Genomic DNA, 19,244 nt, shown 5'->3' on the forward strand with positions numbered 1-19,244 from the left:
TTGCTTACCATAGTCGCGGAAGGTAGTCGCTCCAGAGAAACGGAAACCTCAACCGGGTGGTTCGCCCGGCCTCCTTATCGCACTCAACTGGCGACGTTAGGAGAACGGTCTGGCCTTCGGATATGACGCTTGGTAGGCCATGAGCCATGGCCGCCTGGGCCTCTGACACTTTCCGATGCAACTCAAGTGCGCTTCGATGCGTCATGGCGCGCACCTTCCGCTCCATTTCCGTAATACGCACGTCCCGCACGCGCTTTTCAGCCTTTTCATTCTTATCAGTCAGGCTTGCCACTAATTCGTGGCGCTTGATGACAGCGCTTAGACGGCGATATTCACGGCTTTCAACATCTGCCGGAAGGCCCGCGCGCAGCTCTTCCAGCTCTTCCATGGCATGGCCGTCCAGGGGGCGAACCTCATACTCCTGGCCTTCATGCTCAATGTTGCGGTAAGCCTGGCCTTGCATAGGCGTGTAGAGCGCGGCTATTTCGGTATGCTTGACCAGCGCATCGTGCTCTTCACCGCAGTGAGGGCAGGAATAGGGCAGGTGGATACTCGGGTCGTTAGTGGTGTGGGCGTGATACCAAAAAGCGGCAAGCTGCCGGTCGCTGGCCGTCCAGTCCAGCGGGTCGCTGTAGTGCTCCGGGGATGACTGCAACGTGCGCAGCACTAGCGTGCTAATGCGCTCGTCATGGCGTGCATCGGTATCGGCAAACTGCTCACAGTCTGCCACCGTAGCTTCACGTAAGTAGATCGTTACCGCAGGGTTCGACGGCAAGGAAATCGGGGGTATCTGCATAAGAGGCTCCAGCGGTTCTCTTTGCAGACAATATTACCACCCAAGTAACAATTTGTTATTTTATTTACTTAAAAGGTAATTTTAGTAGTTGGTTTCTCTTCCCCTGAACTCCACCAGGGTCAATGGGAACTCTAACAATCCACCGGATCGCTCAACGCTTTCGGTCAGCTCGCCCATGGTTAGTGGCTGCACGCGAAGCTCCTGGCGCAGGCTTTCGCTACCGTCGCGCAGTCGATCATATATTTTACAAGTGCGCAGATATTCAATAGGCAAGCCCCAGGTTCCGTCCGGGTAAATGACCGTATCCATCCACTCCTGCCACCACTTAAAGATGCGGCCATCTTCATTGTCGCGCATCGTAAGCGCCACGGCGATGGGCTGGGAGCCGCTGTAGTAGCTGAGGTAATGAGCCCCCACACGCTTAGCTTTCACCTCAAGCTCAACGGGCGTCTGGCTCAATTCCTTGCAATACAAATCCCAGTCCGATGGCGCGCCCTCAATCTCCACACGAAACTGCCACCCTTCCTTGAACTGGGTCTGCACCATCTGCTTGGAAATACTGCGCATGGCCGCAAGGTTAGGGTCGGCGCCTCCAGTCACCATATCGGGTATTCCTGTTTTAAGCCGCGATAACCGGCGGGATGATAGCCGCCTGCTCATGAATTGATAGCTCCACCTCAGCCTTGGCCTGGTGTAGCTCCGCATCGCTGCGCAGGTGGTCGTAAGGAATCTCGCTCGCCTGGTTCACCTGGCGTTGGCGCTGCGTATTGATAATGTCGATCAGGGCATATAGGTACTCGCCAATCAAGCCCGTGGTACCACGGGGCAGGTTATCAAGGTCATAGCGCATACCGACAAAATCAAAAAAGTAGCGCACGATATAAGGCGAAACGTGACAGGGCGTTAGCTCCAGCAGCCACAAGGGGCCGTCGTCGCCAGTCAGCTCCTGCACAAACACCGCCGCGCCGCGTGCGTCTTCGCCCCCTATAGGGGCCAACGCCCCCGCAGGGGGCGAAAGGGTTGCGGTGGAGGGTAAATCCCCCGCCGCCACCTGGCGACTGCAAATATGCCCCGCCTTGTCCTGATAAGCCTGTAGAGCCAACCGCAGAAGCCTTTGCAGCTGGCCTTGATCCTGCACCAACAGCAAAGGGAAGCGGGCCTTCACGTCATCAAGAAGCTCTAGCGGGGTCATATAGCGTTCCTTAAACTTCTGGTTCGATGTAGTTGGCGTGCAAGGTGCCAGCTGGCTTCACCAGCGCCGCGCGGTCTTCTACGGAAAGGTCGACGCCATCCAGGTTGAGCCAGCAGTCGTGCATGATGAAGCTGTGCGGCGCGCTACCTTCGCCACCCAAGCTCTCAGGCGTGGCTTTCAGTTTGCACTTGAGGTATTTCTTCTGAACTACCCAGTCGCGCACCATCTGGTAAACATCGCCCTTGATAACCTCTTTGAAAGTGATCGGGATTTCAGCAGCGTTGTTGTAGTTGCCTGCCTGCAAGAAGCGCACGCCCATCGGGCCGAACGATTCGATCATTTCACGCATGAGCGGCGGCAGCTGGAAAGCTTGAATCAGCGTGGAATTATCCTCGTAGCCTTCAATTTCAAGGATAAAGTCAGTACCAATAAGGCCTTCACCCTTTGCGACGTGCGTGTTGTAGGACTCCTGAAAAAGGCCCACATTACCAACTGACCCAGTGATCTTGGCCATCTATATTCTCCTATCCGAACGTAGCCGGAATATCTGATTGATTCACCGTGGTGAAGGTCTGCAACTGAATGGTGACGCTACCCTCCAGGGGGTAGCCATCCCGGCCAATAGGCCCATCTAACTGGCGGCTAACGTTGGTGATAACGCACTCCGGGTAGATAATCTGACGCCCAGCATTCAGCGACACTTGCGGCGGAATGCGGCCACCCGGCGTTATTTCATTCAGCTCAGGGGCGACCGCTTTTTCCAACTCCAGTACCGCCGCCTGCACTTGGGTGTAGGCATCCGAAATAGCGTAAAGCTCAAGCACCAGGTTGAAGTTATGCGGGGTTGTTCCGCTCCATACCTGTGTCGTGTTGAGCGTTGATTTACTGGTCATGCCTTCACCCAGGCCACCAACATGGCCAGCCTGGAGAACGCCGCCAGCCTTGCTAAACATGGAGCCCGGCGTGTCGTTCTCGAACGGGCTTTCCCATAGTGCGGTCAACTCACGACTGGAGCCTTCCCCGATGATCCCCACGATCAGGGCATCAGGCGTCTGGATAAACGCCTTTAGGTGATCGCTAATCGTGGGGTCATTAGTGCCAACGGCGGCCATGGATTAGGCGCCCATCTGCTTGCGGCGACGCATTGACTTCGCTCGCGAGCGTTTCGCCGCAGACGTATTCGACTTGCGGCGCGCCTTCTTGAGGGCAGCCCGCTGAGCGGAAGTCATGCGACGTTTCTTGCGGCGACGGCGCGGGATGCGGCGCACTTCACCGTTGCGAATAACGCGCTTGCCAGACTCCAAAATGAGCTGGCCACCGACACCGAACTCGCTCACCAGGTCATCATCAGACTTGGAAATGTCGTCCAGCTTTGCCGACAGGTGCTTGCCCAGCGCCTGAGCCGCTTCATCGTCTTCTTCAAGCAGCTGGTTAATGCTGCCGGTTTCCGCGCCGAGCGATTTCAGCGCTTCTTCTACCGTTTCCCAGAGCGCTTCGTAGTGCTCGGTTTCGTCATCGGTCAGCTCTTCTTCATCAGTGCTCGATGCCAGGCCTTCAATCAGGCTATCCAGGGCCTCGAAGCTCCAATCCCCTTCGTCAATCCACGTCAGGACGCCACCCATCGCCTCAGAGCGCAGTGTATTTTCTGCGGCTTCTGCAATGAGGGCGTCCATTTCTGACTCTGAGCGCTCGCGTGGAGCGCTCTCAACGATCATGCTGGGCCGGAAGTCGCCAAATACGTCGTCATCAGCCGAGCCAATCATAAAATGCTGCATATAGGTTCCTTACTTAATGAGTTTCGGCTGGCCAGCAATGCGGCGCGCAGCACCCACCGGGCAGATTTCCCAGGTGACTTGCCACAGGTCGATTTCAAGCTGCTTAACGGTCACGACAAACGGGCTATCGCCGTCTACTTCGGGGTTGCGGGGTTTGACCAACGCGCCAGCCGTTACCAGCTCTTCCATGATTTCCACGGTAAGGTCGGTCAGGATTTCACGGGTCAGGCCGTCTGGCTCAAACTTGGCGGCACTGGCGGCCTGGAGAAAGCGATGCACGATAAAGTTGGTGATGCTATTCACCCAGCCAAAGCGGCTGTAGTTTTCCTTGAAGTGAATGGCCATATCGTCGCCAATGATGACGCCCGCGCCGGTTTCGTTCGCCAGGATCGGGTTGATCCGCGCCTTGTAGAAAGCGTCCTTATTGATCGGGTCGCTACCAAACAACGGCTTGGCACCACGACGATTCACCGTGCCGCGCTTCTCGCCAGCAATGGAGTAGTGAATGCCAGGCACGTTGCCTGCAAAGATGGCATTACTGCGGGCGCGTGAGGCAGCAGCGGCCCCTGAGTAGCCCCATACAGCGCGACCGCCGTAGTAGGGGTCGGTGAAGCTGTAGGCGCCGTGGTAGCAATAGCCTTGTCGCGATACCAGGCCAGCGTCGTTAAGCCACTTGATAGCGCCGTCGTTACGCAGCGAAGGGGGCGCATCAAAGTAGAACTGCACATGACGACCATCAGCAATTTCAACCATGTTGCCGATTACTTCGGGGTCATAGCTGCCTGCGGCGAACATGAAATTGAGGTCAATTCGCATATCGCGGAAGGTCGACCAGGCCTTGATATAATCTTGCGTGGTCGGCGTGCCGCCATTGGTGCCACCTTCAAACTTCACCGGCTCGGCTGCCGCAAAAGCGGCAAAGCTAGTCACGGTCGCATCGCGATTAACGGCAACGTCCAGGTACGTCGACTGGTTTTCAAACACCGCCTCGATGTAAGCCGTCACCCCCATGTCATCGACATCATCAGGGTCAAAGCCGAAGGTCAGGCGCTCAACGACCAGATCATCGCCGCTGTTATCTGTCTCAAGCACCTCAAGCGTGACACGCTGGGCGCGGTCATCAGCACTGGTGATGCTTAGCTTGCGGCGGGTAGAGGGGTCGCCGTCCTTGGGGAAAACGGTCATCAAAACGCCGCTATCCACGCTAACCACGGTGTCAAAGGCGTGCGTGCCTGCCAGCGTAGTACCGTCATCCATAAAGCTAATGCTGGGCACGGCGGCGTCTTCCGCGACCACGCGCACTACCTGAACGCCCTGGCAGTCCTTGGCGGCATCCGCCAGGTGGCGCAAGCCCTCAGCTTTCGCGCCTTCTCGCGGGTGATACGGCTTGCCAAACAGCGCTTGCCACGTATCGTCCGTTGCAAAGACAGCACGCCCCACCGGGCCTTTGGGCGATTCCACCACACAAGCACCGATACCCACCGGGCCGCCACCTGTTTTATAAGTGTTGTCGGACAGCTTGAGGATCGTAATGTCAGCTGCATTGGTGATCGTGCTCTTAATCATGCTCATTTGTCAGCCTCTTGGCTCTGGTCTGCTGCACTCGACTTGGCTTTAGCGCTGGCTTTGGCTGTCTGCCGGGGAGCGGCGGGCTTCTTCGCAGGCTCCGGCACGGGCTCCGGCTCCGGTTCCGGCTCAAGCCCAGCGGGCTGCTCAAGGGCAATGCTCAACAGGGGGTGATGGCGTTCTAAGTGCGCTGTTACGCGCGCTACAACGCCCTCGGCCACGATGTGCGTGCTATCGCTTGACGCGGGCACGGTAAGGCGACAATCGCGGCTGATATATGCCACCGGCTCGCCGGTAGGGTTATGAATCTTTAAGGTCTGGGTCTGGCTCATGCAGAAAAATCACCTCAACACACAGGAAAACAGCGACCCCAGCGAAGGGGCCGCGCGCGTTTATTTAGGAAGGAATGAGGCGCAGCTTGCGGAACCAGGCGCGCCCGTTGTACGGGTGCATGGTGCGGTAGGCCAGCTCGTAAAGGGTGTCGCGGTGGCGCAGATCAGTGCCTACCGGATGCTTGAACGGCACGGCAGTAATGGCGTCGGCGGCCACATAGCCAGAATCACCGTGGTTCTCGCCTTTGGCGTAGCACAGGGATTCCCACTCGTCGGCAGCCGGGTCGCAATAGAGGTCGTACATACCAAACAGGCGACCGACATAGTGCGGCTGGGGCGACTCAACGTAGCCTGGGGCAGGCGTGAAGTGCTCGCGGGGCAGGCTCTTGAAGACATTGCACGCACTGCGACCAGATACAACACCACGTAGGCCGGAAATCTTGGTGGCCATCAGCAGCTCAGTGCTAATGTTCATCAGCACTTCGCGCAGTTGCTCGTAGTGCTGCTGGTAGGACAGGCCTGCGGGAATGGCCATTGACCAGCTAGTGGTGCCCTTAGCAAAGAACCACATATCGTTCAGGCGCTTGCGGTCTTTATCGGCGGACAGAATATTGCGCATAGCCGTCACGGTCATAGACGCCATATCCATGCCAAACTCGCGGCGAGCCTGGAACAGGGCTTGAACCGTAGTACGACCGCTAATAGCCCCTTCGTGCGGCACAATCGTCCAAGACTGAATCTCATGGTCTACCAGGGGAATCAGCGTGGGGTCTTTCTCAATGCTCACGTCAAACGACACATGCACTTCAAGGTCAGTAGCAGGCGCGGTAACGAATTTCACCTCGATCTTGCCGGTGTCGTAATCCACTTTGCCGGTGACGCCATTGCCGAACAGGTTGCCTTTGCCGTCATCGCTCGCCACTTCGTCGCGATCCAGCAGCACCTTGACGTAACCGCCCATGTTCGCGCCCGACTTGCGTAGCGGCATTTTCAGGTCGAGCGAGAAGTCGGTTTTGGCGCCATCGCCTTTACCCAGCGCTTTTCGCTGATCCATGGAGCTGTATTGGCCACGGAAAAACTGGTCAATTACCTCGCCCTTTTTCAGGTCGCCAAAGGTGCTACCGGCAATGCGCTCAACACGGAAAATTTCAGTACGGTCAAAGTTGGCGGGTACCGAAGTCACCATTTCATTGGTAATGCTGTTGAGCTGCACGGGAAGCACCAGGGCGGCCATATGGTCGCGCAGCACCTGGCCTTCTGCGGTGCTCATGGGGCCAACGGATTCCAGTACCTGGCTTGGGGCACCGGCAGAAGCGCCGCCGCTCAGCGTAACCAGGTTAGCAAGTGCCTGGTGGGCTGACGCGAGCGATTCCGGGGAGGGCATGCGTCCGGTTTTACGGTGATAGGCACGCACAGCATTAGCTTGCGTGGCCAGAATCATCGGGCCGCTGGCGCCGAATGACTCAAAAATGGTGCCTTGAACGGCGTTGCCCAGCTGGTCATTGCGGGCGGCTGCCTCACCAATGAACTGGCCGCCGTCCATTTGTGGCGCAATCACTGCATCACTCAAGGCCTTCGCGCCTTGGTTGATCGTGTTAAGGCGCTCCATGTAATTCGATTGGGTGCTCATAAACGTTCCGCGTCTCCGCTGATTTAAAAGACCACCAAGGCCGGTGGCTGTTACCTGAAAAGTACATTTCGTTACGTGATTTTACACAATATGAGCGAGACATTCATATTTTTACTCTACAGGTAAAAATTAGGGCAAAAAAAAGCCCCTCCGCAGGCGACTGAGGGGCTTCAATGCTTAACGCGAACTACCTAATTCACGAACACATTGGGGCTGCCAGTGGCCATCATTGATCCGCAGTTGACCGCATCCTTGATACGGCATTTGGGCTTGCCATTTACGAACACGTTGGGGCTGCCGGTAGCGGCCTGGCCACCATGGCAGGAGCTGCCGCAACAATGCACTGCCCAAGCATCACCCACTCGATGGGCGGGCTTGCCGTTGACAAACACGTTGGGACTACCTTCGATGTTGGGACGCGGCGAGTAACAGCCATGGCCGGTACACATATCCCCTAAGCGGTGTGCTGCTGGCATTAGGAGCGCTCCCCATTGATATACGCCACATCTTCGCGTGACACCTTCTGCCGGGCAGGATCAAGCCCAGCGGACGCCTTGGCGGCCTGGCGATAATCCACCGCGCCGCCTTGCTGAACCGCTTCGCTAACGGCCCGAGAAACAGCGTCTTGATGATCCATGCGTATGCCGATCCCCGCGTTGGCGCGGGCGATATCATTCAGGTAGCGCATTATGCTCGGCGTTAGCACCTTGCTCAGGGCAAGGTGTTGGTCATTCTCAATATGGGAAAGCGTTTGCACCACATCTTTACCCCCGACGCCGACCAGGGCGTGAATAAGCTGGTCTAGTCGCTCGGCAATCATCAGGCGCGTTTCCAGCTCGGCGCGCGCCTGGCAGGGCGGCATGTTGTTTCGCACGCTCTCAAGGCTGCTGGCGTCTATTTGCCCCCAGTTGATACTGCCGCCACCGTAAGCGGCGGGTATCCCAATCGTGCTGCCGTACTGAATCCCAATAGCGTCGTCTTTTTCCATAGCGCTACTTCCTCCGCGCGGCAGCAAGGCTGGCCGCTGACTGGTGGTACACGTTCAATGCTTCACGAACAAGCTGTAACGCCTCGCGCGTGGGCGTATCGACACCATGCTTAATCAGCTCACCCATGCGCACCAGGCTGTCGACAGCCTCCGCCAAGGCCTCTGACTTTTCCGCATCATCGGTGCTTTCGTACTGGTACTCCATTGCAGCGGCCTTGGTACGGCGCTGCATCACTACCAGTAAGTCTTTTTGCTCAGACGTTAATGCCACGGTAGCTCCTACGGGTTCTCATGAATGTTAGTGGCAATTAGCGTCATATCGCCGCCTGCCGTCATGTTGATATCGCCCAAGAAATTCACTTCGAGGTTCTGCTTGCCTGACATATGAACCGACTTTTCACTATGAATGGTGATCTCCCCCTCCTTAGTGATCCTGAGTGCCGATCCCGTTTCCCGCTGCGTCACCAGCAGCTCGCCATCAGGGTTAATCTCTATCGCCACACCATGCTTTTCCATCACCTGGCTGCCGTGATAAACAGGCGTTGCCGGATTGGGCTCGAAAGCCTCCTTGGCGACTTTATGGACAATCGCGCCCGGCCCTTCCCATGCCTCATGGGGCAGGTTAGGGTCGCCGCCTGGCGCAAAATGGCACCACCCCGTAATGCGCGGGTAGCGGGTATCCCCATTGGGAAAATCAACCCATACCCAGTCGCCCTTTTCGGCAGGCGTGAAGCTGCCACCACCACCACGGGCATCGGAAAATTTGTACTCAGCCCACGGCAAATCCTTGTCGGGCACCGCGCCCCACCAGCCGGGCACACGCACCTGAACGCGAAGCAAGCGCTCCGGGTCGTCCGTACTGACTACCTGAGCGCGATACTCGGCCATCTGCTTGTGGCCACTAAACGTTAAACTATGGTCATCCATTCAAAATCACCCCTTTCACACGGGTACGGTACTGCTCTTTATTCTGCTGGCTGGCTACGGTATGGATCATAATTTCAGCCGGTATAGACTCGTCAAAAGGGCGCCCCTCGCGGCTGCGGTGAAACTTCAACTCCAAGCGATCGCGCGGCTTTAAAATGGCCTGGCCATACAGCAGCAAGTCGATAGCGGGAACGGGGGTCTTGGTTAAATTCCTTAGCACGTCACCCCGCTGGTGGGGCGTCGCCTCAAACATGGCGCCACCACCAATAACGCCTTCGGTCATCGTCCAGCCGCTATAACCACGCTTCACGCGGTCATCAATCATGGCGGTGCGGTAGGTGAGGGCGTAGTCGTCGATCATATCCAGGCGGGGCTTGCGCGGATCGTCATGGTGCAGCGTCTTTAAAATGGGCTCCTTCCACAGGTCATCCAGCGGGTGCATATGCAGCAATCCACGGCTGTACCAAAGCGCCGCGCCTAGCTCGCGCGCAAGCTGGCGCAATCGCTTGCTGGGCCGTTCGCCCGGCAGAAGGTGCCAAGCATCAACCAGCGGAAAGCTACCCACGTCGAGCGCCAGGCCGGTGACTTCTGAAAGCAAATCCGGCACCGATTTCATGTTTAGAAAGGTGGCCTCTTGAGACGGTGCTTTCAGCGCATCAACCGGCGCTGCCAGGCACTCAATACGCAGGTTATCGTTGGCATCACTGTCGACCGCCTTGATAACAAACACTTCGTTAATGCTAAGACTGCCTTCCAGGGGGGTATCATCAATCGCCGCCGCCATTAGCTCGCCCTCGACCACACCGAAGTCATCACGCAGCAAGCGGTCAACGTCGGTCGCCTCCAGCAGCAAGCGAGGCCCGGACAGGTCTAGCGTCTCAACGTAGGTAAGGCGCTTAAACAGCGACATATCCAGCTCGTTGCCTTTGACGACCAGCCTTTGAACCAGCGGGTACCTCATAGGTGGCATTCCTGGCAGGGCACGTAATCATCCGCCTTGGCCTGGCTGGCGCCAGGATCAAGACCAGGCACAAAACCGCCATCGCCTTCGGTGCCAGACATAACGCCATCAACCTCAATAGTTTCGCCACCTACCTTCAAGGCTAGCTGCCAGCGCATTGACTCCGGCATGGCCACCTTGGCCCCCTGGATAGCGTAGGCCCGGATGCGCACTGGCAAACTCACCGCGTGCAAGCGGCCTTCGGTAACGGGAAGACTTATATCGTCAAACTCAGACGTTTTGGGGTCGATAATCTCGGCGGGGATAACTTCTAGTGGCTCACCATCAATCTCATACGCCAGGGTGAATTTATGCCCTTTTTTGGCAATGTTGCTTACGTGAAACACCCAGGCTAACTGCATAGCATCCAGCGTAGGCTTATCCCACGCCATCAGCGTTAGCCGGTACTCCACCACCATCATGGCGAGTGACATTTCCACTTGCTGGCCGCTGTCGGTTGTGGCTATCACGTTATGCTGACAATCACCGGCCTCGGCCTCAACCGTGCGCACGTTCGGCTTGCGCCCATACAGCACCAAAGGCAGAGAAGGGCGGTTATTGGATACCCACTGAGACATTTGCTTGGCAATGGCCGCTGATTCAATCGAGCGCACCGCTGCATGGGGCTCGTCAAAGTCACCCCGGAAAATCTTGTGCTGCGGGGGACGTTTCAGCAGCTCCCGCCAGTTCTGCGGGCCGCTATCGAAACCATCGCTAAAGATGCGCGCCAGCTTCTGGCCAAAGCCAAAATCCACGGCCTGTATCACTGAATAATCAGACATAAAAATACCCCTAGGCATTAAGCACCAGGGGCATTGTAACAGTTTGTAAACGAAAGGCAGATGAAGCACCGCAGTAAGCGCTAGCGTTGACTCCTGGTGCAGCCGTGATACCTTGAGCGCTGGTAATCTCCTAGCAAGACGTTGAAGGCGCGGCAACGCCGGATACACCTAATGCCTGGTCTTAGCGGACTAGGCAAAAGAAGGCCCGCCATTGGCGGGCCTTCTTGTTACTGCTCAAGCCGGTGTTATGCGGCTTGCTTGGCCAGCTCTTCCAGCTGGGCGATAGCTGCGTAAGCAGCCTGGTTTTTGCCCTCGAAAGTCTCAGCTTTAATAACAGCCGATTTACCATTTAGGCGCAGGGTGCGAATCTGACGTAAAGCTTGCTCCCAGTCTTCTGCCGTAGCCACAATGATCTGCGCTGACGTTTTTGCATCAAGCTCCGTCATATTCATATGATCGCGAACGCTTGCAGGGATAGAGCTTTCATCGCTACCGCTATCGAGCCATGCTGTAGCTTCATGCTTAACCAGCAAGTATTCCTGATCAATATAGCTACCTGGACTAACAAACATTGCGCGAGCATTGCCTGCGGCAGTGTCAATATCACGGCCTAGCTCAGCATGGAGTGCGGTATAAATAACTTCTTCTGGGATTCCTTTAGCTAACGCTTGATCAAAACTAAGACCAAAATGCTGAGCGTTTTCATGACTTATAACTCTGATCATAATTTTTACCCTTAAATATTAAAGAGAACTACCATCAAGATTGGTAAGGATGTTCGAGTTATCGGCTTTAATGGGTAGCAAATTGCGCCATTTAAGCCCTCCAAGCAAGCTAACCCCGTGGGCATTTAAACGCATTTGAATACCCAGGCTGACGCTCCCCCGGTTGTAAACCAATACTCCGCGCTCTTTATCATTGGCGGTAACGTTGATGCTAGCCGTATTGAAATGAAGGTCAGTTGCGTCATAACCCGCGTAAGCAGTGACTAACGGAGCGTTATTCAAAGTAACAAGGCAGCCACGGATAAAAATATCAAGCTTGCCGAGATTCGATTGCACTAGACCTGCTGAGCTTGATAGCTCTGCGCCGTTGTCCTTATTAGATATATCCAAATCTACTTGCACAAATGTGACATTACCTTGAGTCATAAGGATGCCACTTCTATGGTTCACCCCTGATTCAGCATTAAAGTCTGGCTGCCACTTCAATACTGGATTCGGGCCGTCCAAGCTACGCGCCCGGATAAGTATGGAATTATTAGTTCCTGAAATTAAACGGCCATCTTCCTCATAAGTTTGGCCGTTTGTTAGAAATATACGCACCGATGTGCCCGGAACGATATGGTTGTTGACTTCCGCAATAGTTTTAAAAGGGCGACCAGAAGACCCGTCGTTTGAGTCGCTGCCGGTATCCGCGCTGACATAAAAAGACTTCTCGGAGTTATCGCGAATAGCTTTAGGAACAGACCCGATAGCTTGACTCACTTTCGCGTCAATATCCCTTAACTTCCCAGCCACTTCACTGGTTAGCTTATTGGCAGCTTCGGTTGCTGCTCCAAGCGCCTTAACAATCTCAGATGATAAACTCATACTAACTCACCTCCTTCAAGGTGTTGTGAATAGTTATGGATGACTACCGCGCCGATTTCTCCAGCGCCTTCTTCAAACGCTTCTGCAAGCTGCGTTAGCGCGTCGGCAAATTCCGATAATGAGACATATGTGTCGTCGTGCTTGTGACCGGAGCCTGCGAAGTCAGTGGCACTTTTGCTGGCAGCAGAGCCCAGGGAAGGGCGCCCGCTTAAATCGCCGTACTTGCCACTGGTGGCCACTTTTGCCAGCGAGTCAGGCTGTACAGCACTATCCGCCTTTGCCCCTTGCGCTACTGAGGCAAACGCAACGCCAAACGCCACTGCATATCCGGTACGAGCGCTGCCCACATCTACAGTGGCCACGCCATCGGCATACGTGACGGCTGCTGGCAGCGCTTCGCCCTGGGAGCTATAGGCCATGACGGCCACGGCGTCGCCAAAACCATGGCGTACCGTCCAAACACGGGCGCTGGCGCCTTGCTTGTGAACGTAATGCCCCTGGGGGGCGTTCAAGGGGAACCAGGCCTTTACGCCGGACGCCATGCCACGCACGTACAACACGCCATCCTGAAAACAGGTGACGCCAGCCCCCGCCTGCGGAGGAAAGCCCGCAGCTTCTTTCAGCTGCAAGCCGCCCTTGAGCGCTAGATCGGTGCGTACGTTTGTGGCCACCATGGTTTAAAGGGCTTCCATGACTTGTACGGTGGCTTTAATACGCGCGGGCTCGCTGAGAAACACCGTGACGCGGTTAGCGTTGGTTTCTTCTACGGTGACGATATCCTTGCGGTATTTGCCGTCCTCGCCTTCCGTCCACACGTCGACCGACACGAACAAGCTATTGAGGTCGTGGCTAATGGTGTGCTCGATGGCAGCGGCACTGGCCTGATACGTGAAGCGACCGGCGTTGATCTTGCCGGGCAGGGCTTCGGTGCTATCCAGGCGGTCGGACAAGGCTTTATCAGCCTGCTCGCGGGCAAGGGCTTCATCCTGCAAGCCTTTCTCCAGCGCCGTGATGCGCCCCTTGAAAGCCGCGTCCAGGTCGACTTTAAAGCCGGTGTCCGTAGAGCCCGTGACCAGCACGAAGCCCTCGGTGCCGTCGACTTCGGAGTTGGTGTTATCCACCACATCGACGCCGCCCACTGAGTTGAACAGCACGCCATCGCGGCGGTTGACGTAACGCGGCGTGCCGCTACCCATCACCACATAGCCCGATCCAGCCGCCTTGTAGTAAGCGCCGGTATCGGTATCGCCAAGCGTGGACACATCAAGCGCGTCGGCCTCGCGCACACCTGGCGTCACTTCACCAACGTAGCGGAAGCCGCTGCCCAGCTCGGCAATCTTGGCCTCAACAAAGGACGTGGAGGCATATTCGCTTTCAATGGTGCCGATACGACTGGCTAGCGCATCCAACATGGCGCCACTGGCCAGCACAACGACCTGAATGGCGCCATCGTCATCAAGCGAGGTGTACTTGAGGGCTTTTTCAGCCGTGCTGTACCAGATACGACCGGCGCTTAGCTCGGCAGGATCACTGGGCAAAAGCTCGGCGCGCAGGTTTTCAATAAACGCACCCGCTGCCAGGCTAATACCGTGAAAACGCGGAAAACGTGACACTATTTAGCTCCTTGACCGGCATTATCCGGCATGAAAATAATATCCAGCCGCACGGCCAACGCCTCAGCTAGCGTCACGCGAACATGGTTAGCGTCCAACGCTTCTACGCTCGCAAACTGGGCTCGCCCTTCGCTGTCGGTGACTCGCTCAATGAAGCACGTTCTGCCCATACCGTGCTCCACCACATGCTCAAGCCCCGCCGGGAGCGACACGCCAAAATGATGCAGGCCGTCTAAATCCAGGTCAGGTACATCAAGCGGCGGGGGCACATAGGCAACCACGACGGATATAGTCACGGGCCGGGCCAAGGCGTCCCACGGCTGCGGGGCGTAGTGCCGGCCTTTTGAAGTCAGCGCTGCATGGAGTCGCCCATCGACAATATGCCAACGCAGGTCGGCACCATCATCGCTAAGAGAAACGCTGCTCACGATGACGCTGTGCGCGCCAGCAGGGAGGTGATCGGCAAGGTTGAATATGGCCTTACCGTCATAGCTTTCGACCGTCAGCGACAGCTCACGCAGCAAGTGGGCGCGATTGAAAGCGCCAATAATGCCGGTGAGCGTGTCGCGTAGAAGAGTCATGCGTTACCTATGCAGGCTGGTTTGCCGCATTGTAACACTTTGTTACCTTACGTGAGAAATCGTTTCTTTTCAGGTAAAGATGGGGGTCGGGGAGCCTAAAAGGCTTCCCCTTTTTTGACGATTACCTTGATATTGGCAGGCGCGGGCACCGTAACCGTTAGCCGCTTGGGGCTGGTTTCCTGAACGTTTACAACGTCGCGATAATACTTGCCGTCACTATCCATTACCCACACGTCTGTCTGAACAAACTGGCTATCCAGCCCATGCTCCACTACATGCGTTTCCAACGGCTCGGTTGACTGATAGGTGTAACGCAGGCCGTCAATATCCTCTCTCAGTGCAGCGATTTTGCTGTCTTCATCGCTGGGCATCGGCGGCTCCATGGACGTAGCCTTACCATCAAACGACAGCAGGGTATCCAACTGGGCGATAATGTCGCTTACGCTGGGGTCGGCGTCGGGTAGGGCGCTCAGCGGCTGCATGCCGCCCAGGTAGGGGATCAGCTCATACACATAACCCGCTGGCGCCCGGCGCCCGATAGAGTTGGCCCCCATCACATAGAGGGTTTGAAGCGCCAGGCCTTGCCCGGTATCCGTCACATAGGCCACCACCGAGCGCTTGGGCACCGGCCCCTGCCGAATCAGCAAACGCCAAGGGGTGCCGCCCTCCTGCTCAACGCCATAGCCCATGCCGCTACTTAACATGCTGTGCATTTCAATGCTGTGCTGGGGCTCCAGCGCCAGCGTCACAAACGGCTCGCCATAGGAAAGCTGGCGCTCGTCGCTTTCAAGGCTGCCTACCACATCCTGCATGGCGGGCGCCGTCACGTCCTCCTTTTCACCCCCGACTGGAAATACAATCACATCAAACGCCATGGGGTGCTGCTCGATCATGGCGTTAAAATCTTGGGTCAGCTGATCCGTCGCCGGACGGTGCTGATTAACGGGGCGCAAGCTCACTGGCCACCCTCCGAACCGTCACTCATGGCGTCCGACAACAAAGAGGCAGGCAGCTGCCCAGCAGTCACCTCAATGTCACCACCGTGGTGCTTGCCAATAACGATGGCCAGGTCGGCTGCCGTAGCACTGACGCCCACGCTGACCAGCTTGCCATCCAAGCCGGACAGGTAGGAGCACGCCAGGCTTATTTCATCCTCGTGCCCCAAGCGCTCCGATTCCATTACCGCAGGTGCGTGCTCACTATCGGCACTCAGCGCGACCTTAAAGGCGTCCGCGCGGCCTGGGTGAACGGTGATAACGATATTCATGGTTGGTACTCCATTTGCAGCGCGGCAAGCACCAGCGCCAGGTGGTCAGGGTCTTTTAGCGCCAGCATGCCCGCCGTGCGAGGGTCGCTAAGCCGCTCCAGGCCCATCGAAAGCGCTTCATTGGGCTTGATACCACGGTACGGGTCGTACAGCTTGCCTACATAGGGGTCGATAAAATCATCTTTTACCGCGCGTTCATCGCTTGAGAATGACTTGACGCCGGTTAGCTTGCGTAGCGTCTGGGCTGGCTTCCCTTCGGTACGCTGACGCACCCACTCGGCCACCATGGCATTGGCCAGTGGATTGACCGTATCAACTGCATGGCCAAGCTCATGAAATACAGTGCTTTCGCGCATATTGCCTGTGACACAAATCATGGCTTTGCGGCTACGATCCAGCTCCCCGGTAGCCACGCTCGACTGAAACGCCCGGCCATTAGAGCGTCCCCGGCCTCTTATCTCCTGGTGGCTTGCAAAGTTAATCCGGGCATCGCGGGGCAGGGCGCGACCACAAAAGCGCAGCGCGTGATTGATAGCCGTTGCTAGCCCGCCGCCTTTTAGTGCCGATTTACCCGCCGCCGCGCGCCCGCCTTTATGCACTTGCACTGACCTGGCCATGGCTTGAGCTGCTTCTCGGGGAGTGATGGCCAGCAATTCCAGTGCGTGCTCGATCACCTTGCGCCCAAGCGCCTCAATGTCCGGCATGACAGCGTTGACTCCAGGGGCCGCCCTTCCTCGCATGTACTCATTAAAAGCAGTGTTCATTGTCTTGCGTTCTGAGGCGGTTGATTGATAGAGCACGTCCTTTGATGCCCAGCGGCCAATTTTCACCATGTGGACGGCGAAATCTTCACTTAGCTGGGCAAGCCCTACGCGCGCTATGAGCTTTTTAACCTGGTCGGCCACTTCGGCAGGGGAATGCCCTTCAAGCCGTTTGCGAAGCCCCTCAACATCGGCGCTTGAAAGGGCACCATCCAAGGCGTCGCGAGCCTTAGTATGGTGGTCATCGAGCAGCTGACGGCCTAGCGCACTTTTGGCCTTGTATACCAATCCTTCATCTTCAAGGGTGGCCCTGGCCTCGTCACTGGCGCTACCAGCCGCTACCAATGCCTGGTAGTCATCGACCGTTAAGCGCTCCTGGGATGCGGCTTTCACCAGGCGCTTTCGCTCACGCCGGTTTTGCAAAAACTCAAGCTCTACATGAACGATGGCGAACGTCTGGGCCTCATTGACTCGCTGAGCGGTATAGCTCGCAGGGCCGACAGCCCCCTTCGCCAAAATAGCTCTCATAGCCCGTTATCCTTGATAATGCCCATCACTGCATCAGCGGTAGTGTTGTTACTACTTGCCCACGACTCGGCAAAGGCTTGCGTCGCGCGCGTATTGGCTGCCTGGGGATCACTGCCACTTGTCGCCGCCTTCATCACGGCGTCCATGCGGGCCTTATTGAGCTGTGCCGACAGCTTTGCCATGCTCGCCTCTTGCTGGAGCGCTGCGGTTTGCTCTTTGGCCTTTTTGAGCTGCTGCTGGCGCACACGATCCTTGGCTATCAGCTTGCGGTTTTCGGCTTCGGTATCCATTTTTTGTCTCGCTTTCTCAGTGGCCTTTTTCAATCCCTTGGCGCTTTTTAGGTAGTCACGATAGGCGGCGGCAGCGCTCTTTTGGTCGGCCTGTTTGGGGCGGGCGCGCTTTAGCTTGTCGTGCTCGGCCTGTGTCAGGTAGCGGCTCGCCACATTGCCGTAACCTGCTGCATCGGCCTGGCGCTCCATTTCCCCGGCAAGCACACCTTGTACCGTGGGGCTTTGCAGCGTTTGCAGCACGCGCACTACATGCTTGCAGCAAGCGCCTTTTAGCGTCGGGTTACGGATTTTAGGGAAGTCTTTTTCTTGAGGGGGTGTGACCGCGTAGCCGCCTACGCCTGCCAGGTAGCGATACCAATACTGGTGACGGCCACACTGGCAATCAATCGACACACGCCCGGTAGCCGCCTCTTTGGCCGCCACTTTCCACGGCTTGCCCGACACCAGCATGGCGTCCCAGCCATCCAGCCGGATACGCACCTGATAGCTGCCGTTGTAGCCACTCTCGCCGGACGCGGGCACCTGAAATTTAAGCAAGTCGCCTCGCGTCTGGTACAGCCTGGCGTAGCGAATCTGCTGGTTCGCCCGCTTCACGTCCTGGGGCGTCGTCTTGGCGATCAGCTGCTTAACCGGCACCCCTTTTGCGCCGCGCCCCTCAAACTCCTTCTGGGCCTTTTGCATCATCTTGCGGAAGGCCTTTAGCTCGTCCGCGCTGTACTGCCCGCTGCCTTGCTTCTCGTCTACCTGGGCACCCAAGCCACTACGGATGCCGCGCTCAATCGCTGCCGGGCTCAACGTACCCTGGGCGGCCTGGCGCTCGATGCGGTTGTCTTTCTGCCTGAACGTGTTGAACGAACGCTCAAACTCCTTGAAGTCCATGATCTTGGCGGGCGCCTGGTCGCCCGTATTGGGAAACCGCATGGCTATTTCCTCTCCAGGTGCGCCAGGGCGTCCCTGACCGCTGCCAGCTTGGCGTCAATAGCGTTGCGCTGACGGTTAAGCGATTCATCGCCCACTTCATCGGCTGGCGATACCAGCGGCGTTGGCTCAGAAAGGGCCGCTAGAGCCACTTGTAGCGCCTCGCTGGCGCTAGGGTCAGCGGGAAGGGCGAGCGTCGGCAGGGTAGCTGCTAACGGCGCATTTGCGCGCACTGGGGCAGGGGTAACGTCGATGGATTCCATTTTCATGTAGTAACGGAATCGGTCACGCAGCCATTCCAGACTGGGCAGCCGTAATTGGGCGCCGCTCTCCAGTGATTGGCGGTAATCGCTCATGCCCACGGCGGCAAGGATCACCCACTTCAACCGTTTGTTGCGGTAGACGCGAAGGGCTATCAGCTCGGGCATGCGCACTTCACCAGGCGACACGGTGTAGTCATACCAGCTGTCGCGGGACACGCGGGGCGTTTGGCGGCGTATGTCACGATAAAGGCGTGCGCGCACCAGCGGATCAACAAGCTGGGAAGGGCTGAGGCGGTCGGTAAAGGGCACTATTCACCGCCTTCTTGCAAGCGACTCAAGGCCTTCTCGCGCTCAAGGTCATGGGCGCTCAACGCATGAGTGAAGCGCTTAACAGGGGAGTCCAGGGTCTTTTCTATTTCCAAGCCGTCGTAAAGCTGGTTGAT

The 19,244-nt window shown here is 57.0% G+C and carries 25 protein-coding genes; all 25 read right to left on the minus strand.

Features of this window, described 5'->3' with window-relative positions; all coding sequences use genetic code 11:
- Window positions 1-4: 4 nt before the first annotated feature.
- Window positions 5-796, minus strand: a complete 792-nt coding sequence (locus tag ACT3R7_RS12050) for a hypothetical protein (RefSeq protein WP_496199200.1) — start codon at window positions 794-796, stop codon at window positions 5-7.
- A gap of 81 nt (window positions 797-877) precedes the next feature.
- A complete protein-coding gene (locus ACT3R7_RS12055; RefSeq protein WP_496199201.1) occupies window positions 878-1,399 on the minus strand; it encodes a hypothetical protein in 522 nt (173 codons plus the stop codon).
- Between the two features lie 16 nt (window positions 1,400-1,415).
- On the minus strand, window positions 1,416-1,988 hold the full coding sequence (locus tag ACT3R7_RS12060; RefSeq protein ID WP_496199202.1) for a hypothetical protein: 573 nt from the start codon (window positions 1,986-1,988) through the stop codon (window positions 1,416-1,418).
- 10 nt (window positions 1,989-1,998) lie between these two features.
- A complete protein-coding gene (locus tag ACT3R7_RS12065; protein ID WP_496199203.1) occupies window positions 1,999-2,502 on the minus strand; it encodes a hypothetical protein in 504 nt (167 codons plus the stop codon).
- Between the two features lie 10 nt (window positions 2,503-2,512).
- Window positions 2,513-3,100 carry a hypothetical protein gene (locus ACT3R7_RS12070; RefSeq protein ID WP_496199204.1) on the minus strand — a complete coding sequence of 196 codons (588 nt, stop codon included), beginning with the start codon at window positions 3,098-3,100 and terminating at the stop codon, window positions 2,513-2,515.
- Between the two features lie 3 nt (window positions 3,101-3,103).
- Window positions 3,104-3,763: a hypothetical protein gene (locus tag ACT3R7_RS12075; protein ID WP_496199205.1), complete on the minus strand. Its 660-nt coding sequence runs from the start codon at window positions 3,761-3,763 to the stop codon at window positions 3,104-3,106.
- A 9-nt stretch (window positions 3,764-3,772) separates the two neighbouring features.
- Window positions 3,773-5,335 carry a hypothetical protein gene (locus tag ACT3R7_RS12080; RefSeq protein WP_496199206.1) on the minus strand — a complete coding sequence of 521 codons (1,563 nt, stop codon included), beginning with the start codon at window positions 5,333-5,335 and terminating at the stop codon, window positions 3,773-3,775.
- Window positions 5,332-5,661 carry a hypothetical protein gene (locus ACT3R7_RS12085; RefSeq protein WP_496199207.1) on the minus strand — a complete coding sequence of 110 codons (330 nt, stop codon included), beginning with the start codon at window positions 5,659-5,661 and terminating at the stop codon, window positions 5,332-5,334. Before ACT3R7_RS12085 ends, ACT3R7_RS12080 begins: the two co-directional genes overlap by 4 nt.
- 64 nt (window positions 5,662-5,725) lie before the next feature.
- Entirely contained in the window at window positions 5,726-7,291 is a 1,566-nt protein-coding gene (locus ACT3R7_RS12090) for a hypothetical protein (RefSeq protein WP_496199208.1), read from the minus strand.
- 191 nt (window positions 7,292-7,482) lie between these two features.
- Window positions 7,483-7,767 carry a PAAR domain-containing protein gene (locus tag ACT3R7_RS12095; RefSeq protein ID WP_496199209.1) on the minus strand — a complete coding sequence of 95 codons (285 nt, stop codon included), beginning with the start codon at window positions 7,765-7,767 and terminating at the stop codon, window positions 7,483-7,485.
- Window positions 7,767-8,279, minus strand: a complete 513-nt coding sequence (locus ACT3R7_RS12100) for a hypothetical protein (protein WP_496199210.1) — start codon at window positions 8,277-8,279, stop codon at window positions 7,767-7,769. Before ACT3R7_RS12100 ends, ACT3R7_RS12095 begins: the two co-directional genes overlap by 1 nt.
- Before the next feature lie 4 nt (window positions 8,280-8,283).
- On the minus strand, window positions 8,284-8,550 hold the full coding sequence (locus ACT3R7_RS12105) for a hypothetical protein (protein ID WP_496199211.1): 267 nt from the start codon (window positions 8,548-8,550) through the stop codon (window positions 8,284-8,286).
- Between the two features lie 8 nt (window positions 8,551-8,558).
- Complete coding sequence (locus ACT3R7_RS12110; protein ID WP_496199212.1) at window positions 8,559-9,206, minus strand: phage baseplate assembly protein V; 648 nt, start codon at window positions 9,204-9,206, stop codon at window positions 8,559-8,561.
- The gene (locus ACT3R7_RS12115; protein ID WP_496199213.1) at window positions 9,199-10,167 is read right to left on the minus strand and encodes a hypothetical protein; all 969 of its coding nucleotides are present in this window, start codon (window positions 10,165-10,167) and stop codon (window positions 9,199-9,201) included. Before ACT3R7_RS12115 ends, ACT3R7_RS12110 begins: the two co-directional genes overlap by 8 nt.
- The gene (locus ACT3R7_RS12120) at window positions 10,164-10,988 is read right to left on the minus strand and encodes a hypothetical protein (RefSeq protein WP_496199214.1); all 825 of its coding nucleotides are present in this window, start codon (window positions 10,986-10,988) and stop codon (window positions 10,164-10,166) included. The genes ACT3R7_RS12115 and ACT3R7_RS12120 overlap by 4 nt, the downstream gene beginning before the upstream one ends.
- A 245-nt stretch (window positions 10,989-11,233) precedes the next feature.
- A complete protein-coding gene (locus tag ACT3R7_RS12125) occupies window positions 11,234-11,713 on the minus strand; it encodes a hypothetical protein (RefSeq protein ID WP_496199215.1) in 480 nt (159 codons plus the stop codon).
- An 18-nt stretch (window positions 11,714-11,731) separates the two neighbouring features.
- Window positions 11,732-12,580: a hypothetical protein gene (locus ACT3R7_RS12130; RefSeq protein WP_496199216.1), complete on the minus strand. Its 849-nt coding sequence runs from the start codon at window positions 12,578-12,580 to the stop codon at window positions 11,732-11,734.
- The gene (locus ACT3R7_RS12135; RefSeq protein ID WP_496199217.1) at window positions 12,577-13,254 is read right to left on the minus strand and encodes a hypothetical protein; all 678 of its coding nucleotides are present in this window, start codon (window positions 13,252-13,254) and stop codon (window positions 12,577-12,579) included. The genes ACT3R7_RS12130 and ACT3R7_RS12135 overlap by 4 nt, the downstream gene beginning before the upstream one ends.
- Before the next feature lie 3 nt (window positions 13,255-13,257).
- Window positions 13,258-14,193, minus strand: a complete 936-nt coding sequence (locus ACT3R7_RS12140) for a hypothetical protein (protein WP_496199218.1) — start codon at window positions 14,191-14,193, stop codon at window positions 13,258-13,260.
- Window positions 14,193-14,774, minus strand: coding sequence for a hypothetical protein (locus ACT3R7_RS12145; RefSeq protein WP_496199219.1), 582 nt, complete (start codon window positions 14,772-14,774; stop codon window positions 14,193-14,195). The genes ACT3R7_RS12140 and ACT3R7_RS12145 overlap by 1 nt, the downstream gene beginning before the upstream one ends.
- A gap of 95 nt (window positions 14,775-14,869) precedes the next feature.
- Window positions 14,870-15,733: a hypothetical protein gene (locus ACT3R7_RS12150; RefSeq protein ID WP_496199220.1), complete on the minus strand. Its 864-nt coding sequence runs from the start codon at window positions 15,731-15,733 to the stop codon at window positions 14,870-14,872.
- The gene (locus ACT3R7_RS12155; RefSeq protein ID WP_496199221.1) at window positions 15,730-16,041 is read right to left on the minus strand and encodes a hypothetical protein; all 312 of its coding nucleotides are present in this window, start codon (window positions 16,039-16,041) and stop codon (window positions 15,730-15,732) included. Before ACT3R7_RS12155 ends, ACT3R7_RS12150 begins: the two co-directional genes overlap by 4 nt.
- Window positions 16,038-17,330, minus strand: a complete 1,293-nt coding sequence (locus ACT3R7_RS12160; protein ID WP_496199222.1) for a hypothetical protein — start codon at window positions 17,328-17,330, stop codon at window positions 16,038-16,040. Before ACT3R7_RS12160 ends, ACT3R7_RS12155 begins: the two co-directional genes overlap by 4 nt.
- Window positions 17,327-18,541 carry a hypothetical protein gene (locus ACT3R7_RS12165; protein ID WP_496199223.1) on the minus strand — a complete coding sequence of 405 codons (1,215 nt, stop codon included), beginning with the start codon at window positions 18,539-18,541 and terminating at the stop codon, window positions 17,327-17,329. The genes ACT3R7_RS12160 and ACT3R7_RS12165 overlap by 4 nt, the downstream gene beginning before the upstream one ends.
- Before the next feature lie 2 nt (window positions 18,542-18,543).
- Window positions 18,544-19,110 (minus strand): hypothetical protein, encoded by a 567-nt coding sequence (locus ACT3R7_RS12170; protein ID WP_496199224.1) that lies wholly within the window; start codon window positions 19,108-19,110, stop codon window positions 18,544-18,546.
- Window positions 19,111-19,244: the final 134 nt, after the last annotated feature.

This window comes from Halomonas sp. AOP43-A1-21 (genome assembly GCF_052376775.1).
Classification (GTDB): domain Bacteria; phylum Pseudomonadota; class Gammaproteobacteria; order Pseudomonadales; family Halomonadaceae; genus Vreelandella; species Vreelandella colorata.